17 protein-coding genes are annotated in these 20,760 nt (G+C 38.2%); 13 read left to right on the top strand and 4 right to left on the bottom strand.

Annotated elements, in window-relative coordinates:
- The first annotated feature begins 6 nt into the window (after positions 1–6).
- From BKP57_RS03905 to BKP57_RS03890, 4 genes are all read left to right on the top strand, one after another.
- On the top strand, positions 7–1,038 hold the full coding sequence (locus BKP57_RS03905; RefSeq protein WP_050350261.1) for a sensor histidine kinase: 1,032 nt from the start codon (positions 7–9) through the stop codon (positions 1,036–1,038).
- A 14-nt stretch (positions 1,039–1,052) separates the two neighbouring features.
- Positions 1,053–1,688: a response regulator transcription factor gene (locus BKP57_RS03900; protein ID WP_050350262.1), complete on the top strand. Its 636-nt coding sequence runs from the start codon at positions 1,053–1,055 to the stop codon at positions 1,686–1,688.
- A 354-nt stretch (positions 1,689–2,042) separates the two neighbouring features.
- Positions 2,043–2,477: a disulfide oxidoreductase gene (locus BKP57_RS03895; protein ID WP_050350263.1), complete on the top strand. Its 435-nt coding sequence runs from the start codon at positions 2,043–2,045 to the stop codon at positions 2,475–2,477.
- Between the two features lie 113 nt (positions 2,478–2,590).
- Positions 2,591–3,070: a thioredoxin family protein gene (locus BKP57_RS03890; protein WP_050350264.1), complete on the top strand. Its 480-nt coding sequence runs from the start codon at positions 2,591–2,593 to the stop codon at positions 3,068–3,070.
- 495 nt (positions 3,071–3,565) lie between these two features.
- Here BKP57_RS03890 and BKP57_RS03885 read toward each other — a convergent pair whose 3' ends face one another.
- The gene (locus BKP57_RS03885) at positions 3,566–4,066 is read right to left on the bottom strand and encodes an antibiotic biosynthesis monooxygenase family protein (RefSeq protein WP_050350265.1); all 501 of its coding nucleotides are present in this window, start codon (positions 4,064–4,066) and stop codon (positions 3,566–3,568) included.
- A gap of 490 nt (positions 4,067–4,556) precedes the next feature.
- Here BKP57_RS03885 and BKP57_RS03880 point away from each other — a divergent pair, with 490 nt between their 5' ends.
- The 4 genes from BKP57_RS03880 (at position 4,557) to hemY (ending at position 10,257) form a co-directional block, all read left to right on the top strand.
- Positions 4,557–6,728 (top strand): transglycosylase domain-containing protein, encoded by a 2,172-nt coding sequence (locus tag BKP57_RS03880; RefSeq protein WP_072741009.1) that lies wholly within the window; start codon positions 4,557–4,559, stop codon positions 6,726–6,728.
- Between the two features lie 107 nt (positions 6,729–6,835).
- A complete protein-coding gene (hemE, locus tag BKP57_RS03875; protein ID WP_050350267.1) occupies positions 6,836–7,876 on the top strand; it encodes a uroporphyrinogen decarboxylase in 1,041 nt (346 codons plus the stop codon).
- Positions 7,877–7,913: 37 nt separating this feature from the next.
- The gene (gene hemH / locus BKP57_RS03870; protein ID WP_050350268.1) at positions 7,914–8,855 is read left to right on the top strand and encodes a ferrochelatase; all 942 of its coding nucleotides are present in this window, start codon (positions 7,914–7,916) and stop codon (positions 8,853–8,855) included.
- Positions 8,848–10,257 (top strand): protoporphyrinogen oxidase, encoded by a 1,410-nt coding sequence (gene hemY / locus BKP57_RS03865; protein ID WP_072741008.1) that lies wholly within the window; start codon positions 8,848–8,850, stop codon positions 10,255–10,257. Before hemH ends, hemY begins: the two co-directional genes overlap by 8 nt.
- Before the next feature lie 573 nt (positions 10,258–10,830).
- On the opposite strand, the gene pepF is transcribed toward hemY, so the two are convergent.
- Positions 10,831–12,651 (bottom strand): oligoendopeptidase F, encoded by a 1,821-nt coding sequence (pepF, locus tag BKP57_RS03860; RefSeq protein ID WP_050350270.1) that lies wholly within the window; start codon positions 12,649–12,651, stop codon positions 10,831–10,833.
- Between the two features lie 846 nt (positions 12,652–13,497).
- Positions 13,498–13,626 carry a protein YhfH gene (gene yhfH, locus BKP57_RS03855; RefSeq protein ID WP_072741007.1) on the bottom strand — a complete coding sequence of 43 codons (129 nt, stop codon included), beginning with the start codon at positions 13,624–13,626 and terminating at the stop codon, positions 13,498–13,500.
- 768 nt (positions 13,627–14,394) lie between these two features.
- Here yhfH and BKP57_RS03850 point away from each other — a divergent pair.
- The 3 genes from BKP57_RS03850 (at position 14,395) to BKP57_RS03840 (ending at position 18,493) form a co-directional block, all read left to right on the top strand.
- Positions 14,395–15,390 (top strand): lipoate--protein ligase, encoded by a 996-nt coding sequence (locus tag BKP57_RS03850; protein ID WP_050350271.1) that lies wholly within the window; start codon positions 14,395–14,397, stop codon positions 15,388–15,390.
- A gap of 289 nt (positions 15,391–15,679) precedes the next feature.
- Entirely contained in the window at positions 15,680–17,215 is a 1,536-nt protein-coding gene (locus BKP57_RS03845) for a fatty acid--CoA ligase family protein (RefSeq protein ID WP_050350272.1), read from the top strand.
- Between the two features lie 747 nt (positions 17,216–17,962).
- Positions 17,963–18,493, top strand: a complete 531-nt coding sequence (locus BKP57_RS03840; protein WP_050350273.1) for a competence protein ComK — start codon at positions 17,963–17,965, stop codon at positions 18,491–18,493.
- Here BKP57_RS03840 and BKP57_RS03835 read toward each other — a convergent pair.
- Positions 18,429–18,824, bottom strand: coding sequence for a YhjD family protein (locus BKP57_RS03835; protein ID WP_050350274.1), 396 nt, complete (start codon positions 18,822–18,824; stop codon positions 18,429–18,431). The two genes, BKP57_RS03840 and BKP57_RS03835, sit on opposite strands and share 65 nt — an antisense overlap.
- 419 nt (positions 18,825–19,243) lie before the next feature.
- Here BKP57_RS03835 and BKP57_RS03830 point away from each other — a divergent pair, with 419 nt between their 5' ends.
- Together BKP57_RS03830 and lepB are read left to right on the top strand one after the other, a co-directional pair.
- Positions 19,244–19,900 (top strand): TVP38/TMEM64 family protein, encoded by a 657-nt coding sequence (locus BKP57_RS03830; protein WP_050350275.1) that lies wholly within the window; start codon positions 19,244–19,246, stop codon positions 19,898–19,900.
- A gap of 55 nt (positions 19,901–19,955) precedes the next feature.
- Positions 19,956–20,507: a signal peptidase I gene (gene lepB / locus BKP57_RS03825; protein ID WP_050350276.1), complete on the top strand. Its 552-nt coding sequence runs from the start codon at positions 19,956–19,958 to the stop codon at positions 20,505–20,507.
- Positions 20,508–20,760: the final 253 nt, after the last annotated feature.

The raw sequence follows: 20,760 nt of genomic DNA, 5'->3' as shown, positions 1-20,760 counted from the left end.
GCATGGATGAATCACCGTTTTGCTAGTATTCGCTATAGCTATATTCGCTCCCAATTATATGGGCTGTTTCTATCATTTATCGTGTTACTTGCAACGTTGTTAACAATATATGTTTTATTGGAACCGACCTGGTTAACCATTAAGGGAATTTTCTTATTTATGTTTCTTTATTTCTTAGTTGCACTTATCGTTTCTATTTATGCGGGTTTTAAATCTGGCGGTGATTTGAAATACCGGTTCGATTATTTATCTACACAGATTACTCAATTTGCAAATGGAAACTATCAATCACGGTTGCATTTTCAAGAAGGCGATGAGATTACGAGAGTAGCCAATGAGATGAATGCATTAGGAGAGGCGCTGCAAGATCAAGTAAAGTCCTTGCAGCGAATGGCTGATGAAAGAGCTGATATGGCCAAAAACTCTTATAAGACTGCCGTAATGGAAGAAAGACAGCGAATTGCAAGGGATTTACATGATGCTGTCAGTCAACAATTATTTGCACTTGCTATGTTTTCCGAAGCGGCAATCAAACAATTGGATGAAGCTCCCGAATTAGCAAAGAAACAAATGATGGAGGTAGCAAAAGCGGCATTACAATCGCAAACAGAAATGCGTGCGTTATTATTGCATTTACGCCCCGTCTATTTATCAGGTGAGCCATTAGATAAGGGAATTATTAAACTAGTAAATGAGTTACAACAAAAAAGCCACATCGATTTTCAATTATCACTACCTGATAACCTGAATATTACGGAGACAATTGAAGAACATGTATTTCGTATTGTGCAGGAGGCACTGGCAAATATTTTGCGTCATTCTAATGCGTCTAAAGTAGTCATCCAGATTTCTAATCGTTCGGATGAGCTATTGCTTCATATTAGCGATAATGGAAATGGTTTTAATGTGGACGAAGAAAGAAAAGCATCTTATGGATTAAAAACAATGAAGGAACGCAGTGAGGAATTAGGAGGGACATTTCGAATTCGTTCCAGTGAACGAGAGGGGACATATGTCGATATTCGTATACCTTGTTAGAGGAGAGGAAAAGTATGATTCGGGTAATCGTCGTTGATGATCATGAGATTGTAAGAAAAGGAATCGTCGCTTATTTGCACACAGATAAAGAAATTGAGGTAATCGGACAAGCGGCAAATGGGAAGGAAGGAGCTAGGATCAGTTTACAACATCGTCCAGATGTTGTTTTAATGGATTTAATTATGGAAGAGGGAAACGGAATAGAGGCAACAGCTCAAATTATGCAGCAGTATCCAGAGTGTAGAGTTATTATTTTAACGAGCTTTTATGATGACGAGCAAATATTCCCTGCACTAGAGGCCGGAGCATTTAGTTATTTATTAAAAACATCCTCAGCTACCGAAATTACCGAAGCAATTAAAAAAGCTTATCAGGGAGAAGCAGTGATTGAACCAAAAGTAGCTGGGAAATGGATGAGCAATTTTCGCACAGGCGAGAAAAAGCCACATGAATATTTAACTGACCGAGAATTTGAAGTTTTATTATGTATTGGAAATGGATTAACGAATCAGGAAATAAGTGAACGATTATATATTGGAATTAAAACAGTAAAAACTCATGTGAGTAATATATTGTCAAAGCTTGAAGTAAGTGATCGCACACAAGCAGCTGTTTATGTACATCGCAATCGGTTGTTTCATCTTAAATAAGTATAAATCATTATTTTTTGTATCGATTTATTTTCTGTTGAATGTAATTATATAGTAAGTAAAGGACATAAAATGGAATGTGAGAAAATTTCTTAACATTCCTTCTTTGCTATTCTTCGTCTCTATTTGTATAATACTATTGAAACAAAATATGGGAATCCCACTATAAGGTGCTGAAAGACTGCTGCTTCAAGAATTAGGAAAATCCATACTATACAAGCCTAATTGGGAGATAACAGCGCTATTTCCTTGTGGTGCCTAACAACACTAGTAGGTAATGAAGAACCCCCCTACTGGTGGAAGATTCACTTTATTGTCGCACAGAACGATCATTCTTGGAGAAAGGATATATCCATGGTGAAACTATCGAAAAAGGAAGAAAATCTACTGCTGCTTATTTGGGCACAAGCTTTTGTTGCTTTACTTGGAAGTTTATTTTTTTCTGAAATAATGGGGTATCCGCCCTGTGAGTTATGCTGGATACAACGAATATTGATGTATCCACTTGTCATCATTTATGGAGTAGCAGTGTTTAAAAGAGATGTATCTATGGCACTTCCAGGTTTAATTCTGAGTGGAATAGGAATGTTTGTGTCGACTTATCATTATCTTGTGCAAAAGCTTCCAGCGTTAAAGGAGGCGGGCCGGGCGTGCGGTGTCGTACCGTGCAATGTCGTCTATATTAATCTGTTAGACTTTATCACGATTCCCTTTTTAGCGGGAACAGCATTTATCATTATCTTTGTGTTGCATGTCAGCTTAATTCGTACATACAAAACAAGGAATTAAGTTAAATTTTTCTATTTTAGAGTGAAAACTAAATAAAATTGGCAGAATGATTTACTAGAGAAAATGAGTAATATATAATGTCGTAGAACCTCTTCTCAAAAGGAGCTGAAATCATGGGCAAAAAAATAACTATTTTTATAGGTGTCATTGTTATTTTATTTGCAGGCTTATATTTTGTTATCGATTATAAAAATAAGCAAGCAGTTGAAGATAATAACAATCCATATGGAGATAAAGAGTTGCACCAAGGTACGATTGACCAATTAGATGATCCAAACTATCAAAATCAAATTATGCCAGATGAGCTAAAAGAAAAAGTAGACAGTGGCGATCCGGTAACAGTTTATTTTTACGATCCATTATGTTCGCATTGTCAAGCAACCACTCCATATCTCGTTCCGTTAGCAGAAGATAATGAGATTGATATGAAAAAAATGAATTTACGAGAATTTAAAGACCAATGGGATGTCTATGCAATTGATTCTACACCGACTTTAGTCCACTTTGAAGATGGCAAAGAGGTATCTCGCATTGTCGGTGATCAGGGAGAGGAAAATTTTCAGACCTTTTTCGATCAATATGTAACCAAGTAAAATAGTGAAGAGCTTACTAGAAAACCAGCTTTATTTAGCTGGTTTTCTAGTAAGATAAGAAACGATAAAATGAGGTGCTTGTGGATAAAGAAATAACCGAATCGTCACGTCCGGCGCATGAGCCCAGCAACGAGGCGACTTTAGAAATGCGCCCTACGATAAGGCATCATCGGTTCGTCGCTAAGGGGAAGGCCGACTAAAAACGGGCTTGCCGCTCAGGCGTCGGCATACCCCTGTTTTTAGTGGCATGATTCCTTTATCCCGTAAAAAGGCGTTGTAGACTCCCACTTCAAGAATGGAAGATGTAGAGCTAAACAAGTCGAAGCGGGAGGTAACAGCACCTAAATCCCCGATTCGTTCAAGGGCCTTTAGGTCATACCCTGGTGGTACTAACAATCAGCGGGGATGAAGAAAACCCCGCTGATGGAAGGTTCACTTTATCTTTCGTTGATTCGTTCCATTCGCTACGTTGCTAAACGGGCGCCCCGCGGAGAATCAGTTGTCATCTTCAACAGTCATATGATAAGCGGTTAAAAATGGGCGGTCCGCATAGTAATCAGGTGGCTTAACAGACGTATTTTTATGTGCTTGTTTAAAATGATCCGACGTTTTCCAGTTTTCGAAATCCTGTACAGAGCGCCATTGTGTAAACACAACGTAGGTATTTCCTTTTTTCGGTTTTAACAGACGAAATGCTTGAAATCCTGGCATCTTTTCCATATCGTGCCTTCGGTTTTGAAACTGATGTTCAAAAACCGGTTGACCTTCCTCTGTTACAGGTATGTTATTCATAACGACATAACCTTCCGCTTGTATTTCTCCATTCTTGATTAAAATATCATAGTCTCTTCCAGATACAAAAATGCTTTTCGCTTGATCTTCATAATAAGCGAGTGAACTAGATTCAGCATGCATCAGCCAAATCCTTTTACCTGAATGTTTATCAATTAATTTTTGCAAAAAATCTGCGGTACCATTTGTCATGTGAGCAAGCATTGGATTGCCTCCTTTTCTATTTAAATAGTTTGGCGGGACGATAAGCCCAAAAATTGCGTATGCGGTTACATAGACTGTAGGAATGTCTGAACAATTTAGTGTGTTTTAATTCTGGATGCGGTTTCTGCTTTTTAAGTGTGAAAACGACTTTAGTGCTAAGATTTCTCGTGTTGCTTTACAGAGGAAGCAAGGGTGCTACTACTATACTAACTTAGTGAATGGGTTCCAAGTCAAATGATAGCTTCTTTATTTTATAAAGATATGTACATTTTCCATTAACTAATGTGATGAAGGTTACTTCTGATTTTGAGCTGTTCCCATCAAATTGACTCGTGTATTTTCCTTAAAGTTTTCAGTTATTTGCTTGTCCCAACACATATTATATAACAAGAAAAAATTGAAACAATTATTATTTAATATGAAATATAAATACTTTAAGATTGTAGCATTGTGTCGTATAATGTAGGAGTGATAGTGTAGAGGTGAACCAATGAGCAGAATAGAGAGAAGGAAGAAGAAGCGCTCACGCTTATTGAAAAAATGGAAAATTATTTTATATAGTAGTTTATTATTGATAGTATTAGGATTCGTCGGTTATGCTGCGATTATATTTGGTGGTCGACTGATTGTTGATGATGAGCAGTTCTTTTTGGATGCAACGACAACGATTGAAACGAAGGATGGTAAGGTAATTGGTAGACTGTATAATGAAAATCGGACGTTGACTACGTTAGATGAAATTCCTGAACATGTGCAAGATGCTTTTATTGCCATTGAAGACCGACGATTTTATGATCATGAAGGAGTCGACTTTCGCTCTGTTTTTCGTGCCGTCTACAAAGATATTTTGGCAATGCAGAAGGTGGAAGGCGCTAGCACCATTACGCAACAGCTCGTCAAAAATTTATTTTTGAACCATGAGAAAACATGGCTTCGTAAAACAAAAGAAGTTATGGCAGCAGTTTATCTAGAGCAGACGCTGTCTAAAGATCGTATTTTAGAACTGTATTTAAATGAAATTTATTTTGGTCATGGTGTTTATGGTATTGCTACAGCTGCTGATTATTACTTTTCTAAAGATGTGACGGAGCTATCTATCGAGGAAGGTGCGCTGTTAGCAGGTCTTGTTAAGGCACCGAATGGGTATTCACCGATAAACCATCCCGAAAAAGCGATAAACCGTCGGAACACGGTACTCTATGCGATGAATGATGTCGGTGCTATAAGCTCAAAACAGCGCAATAAAGCAGAAAAACAGGAGCTGGATATACAAGTAAATAAATGGAATCCTGAGCCATGGTGGTCCGATTATACTGATTTTGTCATGAAGGAAGCAGCCCAAGAGCACCATTTATCATTAGAGGAATTACAACAAGGTGGTTATCGTCTGGTTGTTAATGTGGATGCGGACGCTCAAAAAATCGCTCACGAGCAATTTCAAAATGATACGTATTTCCCTGGAAGTACAAAGGATGTGCAAGGTGCTTTCACGATGATGGATCATAAAACAGGAGAGATTGTGTCTGTCATTGGCGCGCGAGATTTTACGTTTGGCGAATTGAATCGGGCGACAATTTCCAGGCAACCAGGTTCAACCTTCAAACCACTAGCTGTTTACGGACCTGCGCTCATGATGAAAGAAAAATATCATCCTTACACATTAATACCTGATCAAAAACGAACCTACGATGGTTATACTGCTAAAAATTATGATGATCAATATGATGGTGTTGTTTCGATTTATGATGCGGTCATTTATTCCAAAAATGCGCCTGCTGTATGGCTGTTAAACGAAATTGGGATTGTAAACTCCAAGAAATATTTAAAAAAACTCCATCTCCCTATAAAAGATGAAGGATTAGCAATTGCTTTAGGTGGTTTATCTACAGGGGTAACGCCAGCCGCATTAATGGAAGGCTATACCAGTTTTGCACAGCAAGGGAATGTGGTAAAAGCTCATTCTATTCACCAGATTATGGACCAACAAGGACATAAATTGTTTCAAGCAAAATTAGAAACAGAAAAAGTATTCAGTCCTCAAGTAGCTTGGAATATGACAGAAATGCTACAACAGACCGTTAAGTCAGGAACAGCGACTGCAGGGAGCTTTGAAAAAGCATTAGCTGGGAAAACGGGTTCGACACAGCACCCGCAAGTGAAAGGAAAAGTGAAAGATGCTTGGTTTGCAGGGTATACACCAAAATATGCCTTGGCATTGTGGATGGGTTATGACCAAACAGATAAAAAACACTATTTATCAGGTGGAAGTGCGTACCCGACGAAACTGGCGAAGGCGATCTTAACTAAACTTGATCAACAAGAGCCGTTGGCGGATTCATTTGTTAAACCAGAGGAAGTGGCTGCTTTACCTAAACCGATTGTACTTCCAGAGATTAAACATGTACGAGCTAACTACGCTTTTGGAAGTCTGGCATTATTTCGAGGGAAAATAACATGGCAAGGGTCAGACGATGAGCGAGTCATATATCGAATTTACAGGGAAGAAGAAGGAATTGATAAACGGATTGGCGAGGTCGAAGGAAAAACGGAATTTACTGTGGAAGATGCATTGCTAAACGCAAAAGAGTACTATGTTGTTCCGTATGATCCGTTAACGAAAACAGAAGGTGCTCCGTCTGAAACGGTAACCCTTAGTTGGTAATCATAATTTAGACAAAATAATGACAATTTCCAGGCAATACTATACACATTTCTAAGTAATGGTTATAGTTAGATTGGAAATGAAGAACGTGAAAAAGGATGGATGGCATGTCAAACATATTTAATGATACAATTATTCGAGCTTATAAAGGGGAGGCTACGAATTATACACCTGCTTGGTTTATGCGCCAGGCTGGAAGATCGCAACCTGAGTACCGGGAGTTAAAGAAAAAATATTCGTTATTTGAAATTACCCATCAGCCGGAATTATGTGCGTATGTAACAAGACTACCAGTTGAAAATTATCATGTTGATGCAGCAATTTTGTACAAAGATATTATGTCTCCACTGCCTGCAATAGGAATTGATGTGGAAATCAAGTCAGGTATCGGGCCAGTGATTCATAATCCGATTAATTCCATTCATGATGTAGAAAAACTTGGTACCATTAATCCGCAAGCAGATGTGCCTTATGTACTCGATACTATTCGCTTGTTAACAGAAGAGCAGTTACAAGTACCTTTGATCGGTTTTAGTGGAGCCCCCTTTACGTTAGCAAGCTATATGATTGAAGGAGGCCCATCAAAAAATTACAGTAAAACGAAATCGTTTATGTATCAGCATCGAGACGCGTGGTTTTTATTAATGGATAAGTTAGCCGATATGACGATTACGTATGTTGATGCACAAATAGAAGCTGGTGCCCAAGCAATCCAGATTTTTGATTCCTGGGTTGGCAGCTTAAATGCTGCTGACTATCGTATTTTTATTAAACCCGTGATGACAAGAATATTCTCTGAACTTCAAAGGCATGGGGTTCCATTAATTATCTTCGGTGTGGGGGCTCGTCATCTATTAATGGAATTTAATGATTTACCAGTGGATGTTGTCGGGCTTGATTGGCGCACATCGATACAAGAAGCAAGAAAAATGGGTGTAACAAAGGTACTGCAAGGGAATTTGGACCCAGCCATTTTGTTAACAGAATGGGAAACGATAGAGAGACGAACGCAAGCAATCCTGGATGAAGGCTTAGCGGATGGGAACCATGTATTTAATTTAGGACATGGTGTAACGCCAGATATTCAGCCGGCTACGTTAAAACAGCTAACTGCTTTTATTCATGAATATACCAATCGAGAGATGTAAATAAAACGGAAACTTTTTATTTGAGAGGTGTGGAATCATGCAAAGAAAGAGAATGGGATTATTAGTTATGGCTTATGGAACGCCATATAAAGAAGAGGATATTGAGCGTTATTATACACATATTCGCCATGGTAGAAAGCCTGAGGAAGAGGCACTACAAGATTTAAAAGACCGTTATAAAGCAATTGGCGGTATTTCCCCACTAGCAAAAATTACGAATCAGCAAGTGGAAAAGCTGGAAGCGACCTTAAATGCCGTCCAGAATGAGTATGAATTTAAAGCATATACTGGGTTAAAACATATTGAACCATTTATTGAGGATGCAGTTCAGCAAATGGCGGAAGATGGCATGGAAGAAGCAGTATCGATTGTTTTGGCGCCACACTACTCTACATTTAGTGTACAATCCTATAATAAACGAGCTAATGAGGAAGCTAAAAAACACGGCATCATGATTACTTCTGTAGAAAGTTGGTACGATGAGCCTGGCTTTATTAAATATTGGGCTGATCAAATTGCTGATGTCTATAGAAAGATGACAGAAGAAGAACGAGAAAAAGCTGTACTTATTGTTTCCGCACATAGCTTGCCTGAAAAAATCTTGCAGAACGGTGATCCATATCCGCAGCAATTAGAAGAAACAGCAAAATTGATTTCAGAGGCAACTGGGATTACGAATTATGAAATAGGGTGGCAAAGTGAAGGAAATACACCTGATCCTTGGTTAGGACCAGATGTACAAGATCTCACGAGAGACCTTTATGAGCAAAAGGGGTACCAAGCGTTTGTTTATGCTCCAGTAGGATTTATTGCGGATCATTTAGAAGTATTGTATGACAATGATTATGAATGTAAAGTGGTTTGTGATGAAATAGGTGTTGCTTATTATCGTCCGGCAATGCCAAATACACATCCGCAATTTATTAACACATTAAGCGATGTCGTATTAAAACAAGTAAAGCGTGAAGCAAATGAATAATCCGAAGCAATTTGTCGTTATAGGTGGCGGAATAACCGGCTTATCTGCCACTTACTATTTACAAAAAGAGATCGCTGAAAAGCAGCTTCCTTACAAGGTAAAGCTTGTCGAGGCAAGCAGTCGATTAGGAGGCAAAATAAGGACATTGCAACGGGATGGCTTTACTATCGAACAAGGTGCTGACTCGATGTTAATTCGAAAAAACCCTGCTATGAAATTAGTAAACGAGTTAGGACTTGAGGATCAAATCGTTCGTAATGCTACAGGTAAATCCTATATTTTAAAAGGTAATAAATTCCATCGTATGCCACAGGACACATTTATGGGCATTCCAAAGAGCGCTCGTTCAGTGTTGTCTTCCACATTAATCTCTCCAAAAGGAAAAATGAGGGCGTTAGCAGATTTGTGGAAAGGAAAAAGAAAAGATGAGACGGACGAATCGTTAGCAGCTTTTTTTAGACGGCGCTTTGGTAATGAATTGCTTCATAATCAGATTGAAACGCTATTATCTGGAATTCATTCGGGAAACATTGAGGAAATGAGTTTAAAAGCATCCTATCCACAATTTCTCCAATTGGAAAAAGAGTATGGTAGTTTAATCAAAGGATTAAAGCAAACCATTCCTCAAGCGAAGCAGGAAACGACGAAGGAGCCTGCACCAGGTGCGTTCTTTTCATTTCAAAACGGATTAGGTACAATAGTTGATCGGTTAAGGGAAACGATTGGCGAAGAAAACATTACTTTAGAAACAGCAGTGGACCATATTGAGAAAAAAGAACATGGCTACCATTTATTGCTAAGTGATGGGGGCGTATACAGAGCAGACGCTGTGATTATGGCTACACCGCATTTCACAGTGCCAAAAATGTTCAGTCAATATGATATCTTAAAACCATTTTTAGATGTTCCTGCCACGTCTACAGCGAATATAGTGTTGGCATTTGATAAGGTGAAAATAAAGAAGGATATAGATGGAACAGGTTTTCTTGTCGGTAAAAACAGTAATTATCACATTACTGCTTGTACGTGGACGCATAAAAAATGGCCATTAACGACGCCGGATGGAAAAGTTTTGTTGCGTTGTTATGTTGGTAGACCTGGCGAAGAAGCAATTGTGGAAGAGTCAGATGATGCTTTGACAAACCTTGTATTAAAAGATTTACACAAAGCAATGAAATTAAAGGGAAATCCTATGTTTAGTGTTGTTACGCGTTGGCGAAATGGCAGACCACAGTATACAGTTGGGCATTTAGAAAGACTTGCTGAAATAAGAAAACAAGCTGCTACGCAAATTCCAGGTGTCTTTTTAACAGGTTGTTCCTACGATGGGCAAGGTATTCCCGACTGTATCGAACAAGGAGAAAGAACGGCTCAGGAAGCATTGCATTTTGTTTTACGTTAACAAAGTTAATTCTTACTTAATAGTTTGCCGATAGACGTAGTTTTTCTTAAAGAATAAGAAAGTATAAACTTAGGTGCTTATGGATAATGAAATAACCGAATAGTCACGTCCACACATGATCCCAGCAACGATACGAATTTAGAAATGCGCCCTACGATAAGGCCTCATCGGTTCGCGGCAAAGAGGAAGGCCGACTAAAACCGGGCTTGCCGCTCAGGCGTCGGCATACCCCTGTTTTTAGTGGCATGATTCCTTTATCTTTAGTTGATTCGTTCCATTCGCTACGTTGCTAAACGGGCGCCCTGCGCCTTTGTTCAACTATAAAACCCTAATAAAATTTTATACATTCCTATAGTGCAAAAAATGAAGAACCCTAAAGCTAGCTTTAGGGTTCTTCTCTCATCAAGGAAAGCTATACAAGTTCACTTTATCCCGTATATAAAGTGCTTGTAAGACTCTCACTTCAGGAGTTGGATAACCTGTAGAGCAACAAGTCTAAGTGGGAGATTAACAGCACCTAAATACCCCGATTCGTTCCTCTAACAATCAGTGGGGGATGAGTGAAGATTCACTTTATCGCTCCTGCTTCTCTTCTCGATAGCTTGTTTCCAACTGATCAACAAGTGAACCTACGAAGGCAACAGCTTGCTTAATCGCATCTGGTGTGGACATATCTACACCAGCTTTTTGGATCAAGTCGAGTGGTTTAAGCGTTCCTCCTGACTCTAACACTTCTATCCATCGTTTGGCTGCGGGAGCGCCTTCTTTTTGAATCGTCTGTGCTACAGCGGTTGAAACTGTTAACCCTGCGGAGTACGTATAAGGATAGAGACCCATGTAGTAATGCGGCTGGCGCATCCAAGTGAGCCCTGCTCCTTCATCAATCGTAACGGTATCTCCCCAGAAATTTGCTAAAGCTTCTATCTTTTGCTCGGAGAGAACTTTTGCAGTTAAAGGCGTTCCACTTTCTGCTAAAGTATAAACTCTTCGTTGAAATTCAGCTTCAAGTAAATGCGTAACAAAATTATGATAATACGTTCCTAATAATTGGGTGATAATCCAGCGTTTCATTCGCTCATCATCTGTCTTAGCTAATAGATGATGAGCAAGCAGAAGCTCATTTAATGTAGAAGGTGCTTCAATAAAGTATGTCGAAGGACGCGTATTAAATAAAGTCTGTGCTTTTCCCGCAAAGTAAAAATGCCCTGCATGGCCTAATTCATGTGCTAATACAAATGCTCCGCGCATCGTGTCTGTCCAAGTAATCAGAATATACGGGTGTACTCCATAAGGGCTCGAACAGAAAGCGCCTGTTGCTTTTCCGACATTATCAGCCAAGTCGATCCAACGATTTTCGATAGCTTGTTTCATCACTTGTTGATAGTCTTCACCCATTACACCAAGAGCTTCAATAATAGTAGCTGTTGCTTCTTCGTATGTTGTTACCGGATTAAAGCTTGGGTCAAGCGGCGCTTTTAGGTCACACATATATAGTTCATCCAGACCTAGCTGCTCTTGTTTTAAGCGCGCAAATCGTTGCATATGAGGTGCGAGTTCTGTTTGAATAACATCAAGCTGATTATGGTACATATCTGTTGTAACTTGCTGCGGATGTAATAGCATATCGGTTACATTGTCATAATGACGTTGCTGCGCCATGACGACTTGCTTGGTAACCTCTGTTGCATAAATAGCAGCGTATGTATGCTGATATTGCTGAAGAGTTTGTACAAAAGAGTGATATGCGTTTCTACGAGCAGTGTTGTCTGCTGTTAGCTCATAACGATCTTCATATAATGCAGCAGACATAGGAAGTTCATTGCCTTGTTCATCAGAAATTGACGCAAATACCATATCCGATGATTTGCTTCGCTGATAGATCATATATGGAGCGTTATGCACTTCTGAAAGAGCAGCGAGCAGTTCTTCTATTTGCGGAGATAAAGTATAAGGCTTCTTTTCTATCAAGTCGGCAAGCATTTTGCGGTAAGTTGCTAATGCAGGGTGTTGTTTGACAAATTCACCAATTGTTTCGGTAGGTATTTCAAGAATTTCCGATTGAATAAAAGAAAGCTGTGCCTGGATTTTTGCTAATGCTTGAGCAACTTTTGCACTGTCTTGCTGACGAGTTGGATCTGTTCCATCGGTACTGTTTCGTAAATTAGCATAAGTTGCTACACGGATAACCCTTTTTTGAAAAGTCTCGTATGCTTCCATGCATTGATGCAGTGTGGAAGCCTCTTTTCCTAATTCTCCTTTATAAGAACTGAATTGTTCCACATCTTGCTGAATCGCTTGTAATTCATTCTCCCAATCCGTATGTGTAGAAAATAAATCCGTAAGATCCCATATGAGTTTTTCCGGTACTTCAGAACGTTTTTGTCGTTTAACCATTCACGCTTCCCCTTTCTTAAATAAAAAGTAACTATTACCTAGACATAAAAATTACGTGTTACGAAATATTGTTTTTATATCATTATATTATAATGGCAGGAATAATGATAGATGTTTTAAGAAAATTTAGTAATCGCCAACCAGATGGTATTGAATTTTCTAATTTGTAACGATATTAGAAAGGATTTTACCCAGAACAAAGGCGCGGGGCGCCCGTTTAGCAACGTAGCGAATGGAACGAATCAACTAAAGATAAAGGAATCATGCCACTAAAAACAGGGGTATGCCGACGTCTGGGCGGCAAGCCCGTTTTTAGTCGGCCTTCCTCTTAGCGACGAACCGATGGGGCCTTATCGTAGGGCGCATTTCTAAAGTCGCATCGTTGCTGGGCGCTGAAGCCGGACGTGGCTATTCAGTTATTCCCTTATCCCAAAGCAACAAATTTTATACTTTGTATGAAAAAGAACTCTATTTAGCACTCTCTAACTCATATATTTTAGACAGTATTTTAAGAATCTAAACATTATAAAGCAAAAGTTTTTCATGATAGATGGTGGCTCGCGCTTTAGGCGAGCCATGGTGGTTTCTTATCTTATTAGAAAAACTTGGCTTGTCGCCAAGTCTTATGGTGGAAGCCTATGTTTTTCTCATACTATAAACCAAAAAAATCTTATACTTTCCTATAGTGTAAAAAAGGATTCACTGCATATTTGATTGGTAGTACCGCGATGGTATGAACGAAAGATCTCTGAGCTGAGCCAGACATTACTGTAGTTGGATCTTCCATCCACTCTCTTAAGCTTTAACTTGCAGGATGGAAGGGATGGTCTTACAGGATAAATTCTTCTATCTGGCTGGATGGTCGCAATCATCACATAAATTTCCATAGCAATCTGCTTTTTCAATCATATCATGACCACATTTACTACATTTTTTCTTAGGTAGGTTTCTGAAAAACTCAAGAACGTTCATCATTAGGAATTCCTCCTCTTAAGTAATTATGATTCATTGTAATATAACAGTATGTAAAAAGTCAATACTGTGTTACAACAAAAATGTTTATTTTTTATAATTACTGATAATCTGTGGTATGGATACCATCAAATAAAGCCTATAGTATAGGGGAAATGAGATGAGCGTTTAACTAATTGTGGCTGTATTATAACAATTTCTGTTTAAAACGTATGTCTGATGTTTTTGTGAAGATAATGTTCGTAAAGTTTATTAAAATGATGAATTCTATTATTTTGTAGCCTTTATCCATGTATACAGTTTGTTACTAAAAATATTCTATACGAGACTAAACGTGTTTAAATTTTTAGTATATTTTCGTTTTAAGAAACCTAGAGGGAATTCTTTTGCTTCCTTATGCGTTTTTTATTAAACTATAAGTGGATATACAAAAAAGTTGTTAAATGGATTTCAGCAATAGCGGCGTCTGTTTGGATCTGCGATATAAAGTGAATCTTTCATCCCCACGGCTTGTTAGTATCGTAATGGTATGACCTAAAGCCCTCTTACGAAATAGGGCGTTTAGGTGCTGTTATCTCCCACTTCGATTTGTTGCAGCATGTATTCTTCAATTCTTGTAGTGGGAGTCTTACAGCACCTTATATGCGAGATACATGTATTTCTATCTATCACCATCGAAATGACGTACGCGAATTTGTGCACTTTTGTCGGATTTCTGGATCAGAACTAGAAAAATTTTATTTTCCAAACGTTGGAAGGAGCATACTAGGTATGAAATTTATAGATAATAAAGGTATTTTAGATCCGTCTATGAACTTAGCGTTAGAACAATATATTGTAGAAAACTTTGGTGAAACAGACACATTTTTGCTGTTTTATGTGAACCAACCTTCCATTATCATTGGGCGAAATCAAAATACCATTGAAGAAATAAATACACAATATGTCAACGAGCATGATATTAAAGTGGTGCGTCGTTTATCTGGCGGTGGCGCTGTTTACCATGATGAAGGAAATTTAAACTTCAGCTTTATTACCAAAGATGATGGAAACAGCTTTCAAAATTTTGCTAAATTCACACAGCCGGTAGTAGAAGCTTTAAATAAATTGGGCGTACCAGCAGAATTGAAAGGGCGTAATGATTTAGTTGTAGAAGGTCGTAAAATTTCGGGGAATGCTATGTACGCAACCAAAGGAAAGATGTTCAGTCACGGAACGCTTATGCTTGATTCAGAAATTGAAAATGTTGTATCAGCTCTTAAAGTCAATAAGGAAAAAATAGCGTCAAAAGGAATTAAGTCTATTCGAAGCCGTGTAGCAAATATATCCGAATTTCTGGAACAAAAAATTTCTATGGATGAATTTAAACAAGTCATTTTACGTCATGTGTTTGATGTAGAGGATATCTCCGAAGTTCCTCGTTATGAATTAACAGAAGAAGATTGGGAAAATGTGAAGCAAATTTCTCGTGAACGCTATAATAACTGGGAATGGAATTATGGAAAGTCACCTTCGTTTAATATTCAAGCCTCCCATAAATTTGATGCAGGTCTTGTTGATGTCCGTTTGGATGTGAAAAAAGGAATGATTGAAAACTGTAAAATTTACGGTGATTTTTTTGGAGTCGGAGAAATTAGTGTCTTGGAAAATAAATTAATTGGTGTTCGTCATCAACAAGAAGCGATAGAAGAAGCATTAGCAGATGTTGATGTCCCTCGTTATTTAGGAAAGATAACCAAGGAAGACTTTATACATTTAATTTATTAATGTGAAAAAAACGGTAACTAAGTGAATACTTTTATATAATGAAATTTATTATCTAAACGTGGGTATGAGCTCCAAAACTATATTGGACTCATGCCCTTTCATTTTTCTACGGGCTGATAATGCATCTCTTTTTGACAGCGTTTCCGCTTGATTTGAAAACGCACCTCGTATATAATTGAATTGTTTAACGATTCGTATAGTTTTGACGGGGATATGTGAAAGAGAAAATTTCAAGCTCCGCTAAAATGAATGATTATTCATTCATTTTTAGTGAGTAAGGGGGAATAATATGAATATCAGCGAGCAATTGTCCATAACGGCACAGGAATATGCGGAAAAGCCAGCCTACATTTTTGAGCATAACATGACAAGTTATCAAGAACTTAATCAAGTGGTGACATTATTTGCCTCTGGTTTGGCGTCGCTCGGCTATAAAAAAGGTGACCATATTGCTTTGGTGGTTGGGAATAGTCCGTATTATATTATTGGTCTATATGGTGCTTTACGCCTAGGCTTAGTAGTTATCCCAATCAATCCATTATATACACCAACTGAAATGAACTATATATTACATAATGGCGATGTACAAGCTGTCATAACGTTAGACAGATTGTTAGAAAAATTTCAGGCTATGGATCGTGAGTTAGATATTTCGCATTATATTGTTTGTGATTCCGGGGCAGAGGAACAGACAGTATCGATTTCGCAGCAAAAAATGCACGCTTTTTCAGAAGTTCTTCAGTTGGGGAAGCCTCATTTTTTCGGTCCAGAATTACATAAACATGATCCGGCTATTGTTTTGTACACATCAGGTACAACAGGTGCACCAAAGGGAGCGGTGCTTTCCCACCATAATCTATATTCCAACGCAAAGGATGTAGCTGATTATCTAAGTATAAATGATGGGGATAAAGTAATTGCGGCTTTACCTATGTTTCATGTGTTTTGCTTAACAGTGTCGGTTAATGCACCATTAATGAATGGAGGAACCATTCTTATTCTACCGAAATTCTCACCATCTGCTGTATTTGCATTAAGTAAAACATATCAAGCAACCATTTTTGCTGGTGTACCAACCATGTATAATTATTTATTACAAGCAAAAAGCAGTGATCAAGAAAATCCATTTTTAACTATTCGCTTCTGTATTTCTGGAGGTGCTTCTATGCCTGTAGCTTTATTAAAAGGATTTGAGCAAGCCTTTGATGTGAAGATTTCTGAAGGGTATGGGTTATCCGAGGCTTCTCCAGTCACTTGCTTCAATCCATTAGACCGTCCACGTAAACCTGGATCTATTGGTCGTAGTATCCAAGGAGTTGAAAATAAGGTGGTGGATGAGTGGGGGGAAGAAGTGGCTACTGGTGAAGTAGGCGAATTAATTGTCCGCGGACCAAATGTCATGCTAGGTTACTACAAACTTCCAGAGGAAACAAAAGCAGTTTTAAAAGATGGTTGGTTATATACAGGGGATATGGCGCGCATGGATGAAGAAGGGTACTTTTATATTGTGGACCGCAAAAAAGATATGATACTAGTAGGGGGCTATAATGTTTACCCTCGTGAAGTGGAAGAAGTTCTTTATCGTCATCCTAATGTGGTAGAAGTAGCTGTGTTAGGTTCTCCTGATCCAGAAACTGGTGAGGCAGTACAATGTTTTGTCGTGACAGATAGTCCTAATTTAACGAAAGAGGACTTAACAGCATTTTGTCAAACCTATTTAGCTAAATATAAAGTTCCCGCAAATATAATATTTTTGGATGAATTACCAAAGAATACAACAGGGAAAATTTTAAGGAAAAATCTACGTGAACAAGTGCTTCAATAAAAAGAAGAGATTTGGTGTTTGCCGCAGACATCGAAGCTTTTATCCCGTGTATAAGGTGCTGTAAGACTCCCACTTCCGTATTTTGGATGATTTGTATTGCAACAAGTCTAAGCGGGGGCTAACAGCACCATAATGCCCTGTTTCGTAAGAGGTCTTTAGGTCATACCATTACGGTACTAACAAGCCGTGGGGAGAATGAAAACTCCCACTGGTGGAAGATTCACTTTATAGAGTGTAGAAGGGAGAGATTTATTATATGCTGCCTTCCCTTTTGGAGCTTAATCGATTAGCAAACTTGGTTTTTCCTTCTATGGTGAGCCTAGCTTTGTTTGATAACTTTTAAAATATAATTTTTGTTCGTTTTGAATAACGAATACATAAACGAAATAGAAAATTCGCTTTATTGTTGTATAGGAATCTATAAAATGAGGTGCTTGTGGATAGCGAAATAACCGACTAGTCACGTCCGGCGCATGAGCCCAGCAACTAGGCGACTTTAGAAATGCGCCCTACGATAAGGTCTCATCGTTTCGTCGCTAAGAGGAAGGCCGACTAAAAACGGGCTTGCCCCCCCCCAGACGTCGGCATACCCCTGTTTTAGTGGCATGAGTCCTTTATTTTTAGTTGATTCGTTCATTCGCTACGTTGCTAAACGGGCGACCCGCGCCTTTGTCCTTTCTTTTTCCACAGAAGTTTGGTAATTTAATATATAAGCCACTTTCTTTTCTACTAGGAAAGGATGAAAATATGTTTAACTTTTATACAGAACCCCCAGAAATCACCCCCTTTACTGCTGCATTGGTTGCCCAACGTGATTCTAATAATAAACCAATGACGATGGTGCTTGAAGAACAGGGAGAATATGCAGTTGGCTGTACACCAAGTAAGATGATTGACCATGCATGTAAATATTTTGGAAGTAGTCTTAAAGGAAGGCAAGATGGAACACGTGATATTTGTGGAATCACGCATAAAGCACCGATTACCGTCGATCCGCTGAGCGGTATGTATTTTTTCCCTACCATTTCTCCATCTAGTTCGCAGTGTACGTGGATTGCTCATTCCCATATTGACCAAGTTCAAAAAAAGGACGAATATGATACTGAAATTATCTTTCATAATGGAAAAAGCATTGTGTTAGAAATTTCATACGGATCCATGTTAAATCAAATTCAGCGAACAGCTCAATTCCGTTATTTATTAAATAACCGCCTCAAGTTTTTAAAGAAGCATATCGATCAACCAGAATTGATTTTTCCATCAACTCCTCAAAAATAAGTTTTACCTTCTTTCGGATGGCTGGATTAAAATAACTTCGTTTCTCCTCACGACCTTGACACAGAAACAAATAAGATGAAAATGAGTCGTTCTTATCAAGCTTCACAACCTGTATCTGTTTTTGTTGCATGGTTTTTCGCAAGCTTTTTCGTTCCTGAAGTGCGAGATGTTCCATTTTTTTTAAGACTTCTAAGTATGCCTCTTTTATTTTAAATGCTTTAAATCCCCCTGCTTGTAGAAAGTAAATATCTTGTTGGATGACAACAATAGTCATGGAAAGAAACAGAAAACGTGATGCTAACGCCAATTCATCTTCATTTAAGTAGCGCAAAAAGGCCCCTCCTTTTACGAGAACGTTTGTTCCTATAACGATAGTATATGCGATAGTCATAAAAAAATTCAATTCATAATGATTTAAAAAGAAAAGAAAGTGGCAATATGAATGATAGGACTATGCATATTTGTTCTTTTCCATTAAAATAGAAATAGTTTACATGTAATAGAGAAAGTTTAACTCACTGACAAAAGGGCAAATATATCGAAAAAGTGAACCAAAATTTCTGCTTGTTTGATCTCGCACTTCGTGGGGCGCAAAGCTTTATAACATCTAACTATTTACTATAGGGAAGAATGGCGATGAAAAGGTTTGGAAAGATTCACTTTGCTGGTAACTTCTATACGCTTTCCTTAAATGTGTTAAAACTTTATATTAAGGAAAAATGACATTCATATATCGAGGAGATTTACTACATGTTTTTATTAGACATCCAACTATCCGATTGGGAAATGATTTTTGATAGTGAAAACTTTGATGAGTACATAATGGAACTGTTGCAAAACTATGAGAGCTTAGGACCGCTTCCAGGTATTTTATTACCGTTTATTGAAGCATTTTTACCGTTTCTGCCTTTAGTTGTGTTTGTATTTGCTAATGCAGCTGCTTATGGGCTGCTGGAAGGGTTTATTTTATCTTGGGCAGGATCCGCACTTGGGGCGATACTCGTTTTTTTAATTATTCGCAAACTGGGTGATCGGAAGATTTTTATAGTGATCCGTAAAAATAAACAGGTGAGGAAAGTAACCGCGTGGCTGGAAAGGCATGGATTTGGGCCATTATTTTTATTAATGTGTTTTCCGTTTTCTCCATCATCTGTTATTAACGTCGTTTCTGGGTTGTCTAAAATCAGTACGCAACAATTCATATTAGCCGTGATCATGGGGAAATCCGTCATGATTTTCTCTATTGCCTATGTAGGTTCGAGCATTATGGAATTTGCAAAAAATCCAGTAAAAACCATTGTCATTGGTGGATGTATCGTCCTATTTTGGATGGTAGGAAAGTATATTGAAAAACGATTGCAGAAAAAAGCGCAGTTGCGTGAAGAATCAGACTCTCAGCAAGATTAAAATATCGCTTTCTAGGGTAAGCTATTAGTAGAAATTACTCTGGAGGAAGATAAGAATGAAAAATAAATATCGGAAAGTGGTCGCAGTTTTCTTGCTTGGGGCCATGATTATATTTGTCAGTCGATCGGCTTTGTTTGCTAGTTACGTCGTAGAAGGTGAATCCATGGAGCCCACTTTGGATGATGGTAATTTGCTGATGGTAAACAAATTTGTGTATGATTTAACCGAAGTCGATCGATTTGATGTTATCGTTTTTCGAGCCAATGAAAAAGAGGATTACGTAAAAAGGGTTATTGGGATCCCAGGAGATACCATTCAATATCAAAATGATAAATTATATATAAATGGGGACTATGTGGAAGAAGGTTTTTTGCAAGATTATGCTCAAGCTACGTTAAGTAACAAGCCGCAAACAGAAGACTTTACACTTAAAGAGATAACTGGCGAGGCTAAGGTTCCGGACGGAAAGCTATTTGTTATGGGAGATAATCGTGGCGAGAGTTTAGACAGCCGTTCATTTGGTTTTATTTCCCAAACGCAATTAGTAGGTAAAGTAGATGTAAAATATTGGCCTCTTTCACAGGCTAGTCTAAGTCTTGGCGGCTAAATCTTCGAAAACAAACTACACGTTTTTTTCAAAGATACATGATATACTAGTGCTATAAGAACAACGATTATATATTAGTACGGGCGGATGATTCCCAGTCTTAAAGAAAAAGAAAGGGTCCTCTGTCCGTTTTCTGTTTTACTATGTTTTAAGCAAGTTTGCCACATGGTTTGGAGCGGAAAATATTGGAATATAAAGTTCTATTGCGTCCACATAATCAGAGGGCATAGTAGCGGATATTTTCATTACACGC

Source organism: Virgibacillus sp. 6R, from assembly GCF_001895305.1.
Taxonomy (GTDB): domain Bacteria; phylum Bacillota; class Bacilli; order Bacillales; family Amphibacillaceae; genus Virgibacillus; species Virgibacillus pantothenticus.
The sequence above is the reverse complement of the archived record's forward strand: the minus strand, read 5'-3'. Positions and strand labels throughout refer to the sequence as shown.

Excerpts from the sequence above, each read along its gene's own strand:
- BKP57_RS03905 (WP_050350261.1), top strand. The coding sequence starts at position 7 with ATGAATCACCGTTTTGCTAGTATTCGCTATAGCTATATTCGCTCCCAA.
- BKP57_RS03900 (WP_050350262.1), top strand. The coding sequence starts at position 1,053 with ATGATTCGGGTAATCGTCGTTGATGATCATGAGATTGTAAGAAAAGGA.
- BKP57_RS03895 (WP_050350263.1), top strand. The coding sequence starts at position 2,043 with ATGGTGAAACTATCGAAAAAGGAAGAAAATCTACTGCTGCTTATTTGG.
- BKP57_RS03890 (WP_050350264.1), top strand. The coding sequence starts at position 2,591 with ATGGGCAAAAAAATAACTATTTTTATAGGTGTCATTGTTATTTTATTT.
- BKP57_RS03885 (WP_050350265.1), bottom strand. The coding sequence starts at position 4,066 with ATGCTTGCTCACATGACAAATGGTACCGCAGATTTTTTGCAAAAATTA.
- BKP57_RS03880 (WP_072741009.1), top strand. The coding sequence starts at position 4,557 with ATGAGCAGAATAGAGAGAAGGAAGAAGAAGCGCTCACGCTTATTGAAA.
- hemE (WP_050350267.1), top strand. The coding sequence starts at position 6,836 with ATGTCAAACATATTTAATGATACAATTATTCGAGCTTATAAAGGGGAG.
- hemH (WP_050350268.1), top strand. The coding sequence starts at position 7,914 with ATGCAAAGAAAGAGAATGGGATTATTAGTTATGGCTTATGGAACGCCA.
- hemY (WP_072741008.1), top strand. The coding sequence starts at position 8,848 with ATGAATAATCCGAAGCAATTTGTCGTTATAGGTGGCGGAATAACCGGC.
- pepF (WP_050350270.1), bottom strand. The coding sequence starts at position 12,651 with ATGGTTAAACGACAAAAACGTTCTGAAGTACCGGAAAAACTCATATGG.
- yhfH (WP_072741007.1), bottom strand. The coding sequence starts at position 13,626 with ATGATGAACGTTCTTGAGTTTTTCAGAAACCTACCTAAGAAAAAATGT.
- BKP57_RS03850 (WP_050350271.1), top strand. The coding sequence starts at position 14,395 with ATGAAATTTATAGATAATAAAGGTATTTTAGATCCGTCTATGAACTTA.
- BKP57_RS03845 (WP_050350272.1), top strand. The coding sequence starts at position 15,680 with ATGAATATCAGCGAGCAATTGTCCATAACGGCACAGGAATATGCGGAA.
- BKP57_RS03840 (WP_050350273.1), top strand. The coding sequence starts at position 17,963 with ATGTTTAACTTTTATACAGAACCCCCAGAAATCACCCCCTTTACTGCT.
- BKP57_RS03830 (WP_050350275.1), top strand. The coding sequence starts at position 19,244 with ATGTTTTTATTAGACATCCAACTATCCGATTGGGAAATGATTTTTGAT.
- lepB (WP_050350276.1), top strand. The coding sequence starts at position 19,956 with ATGAAAAATAAATATCGGAAAGTGGTCGCAGTTTTCTTGCTTGGGGCC.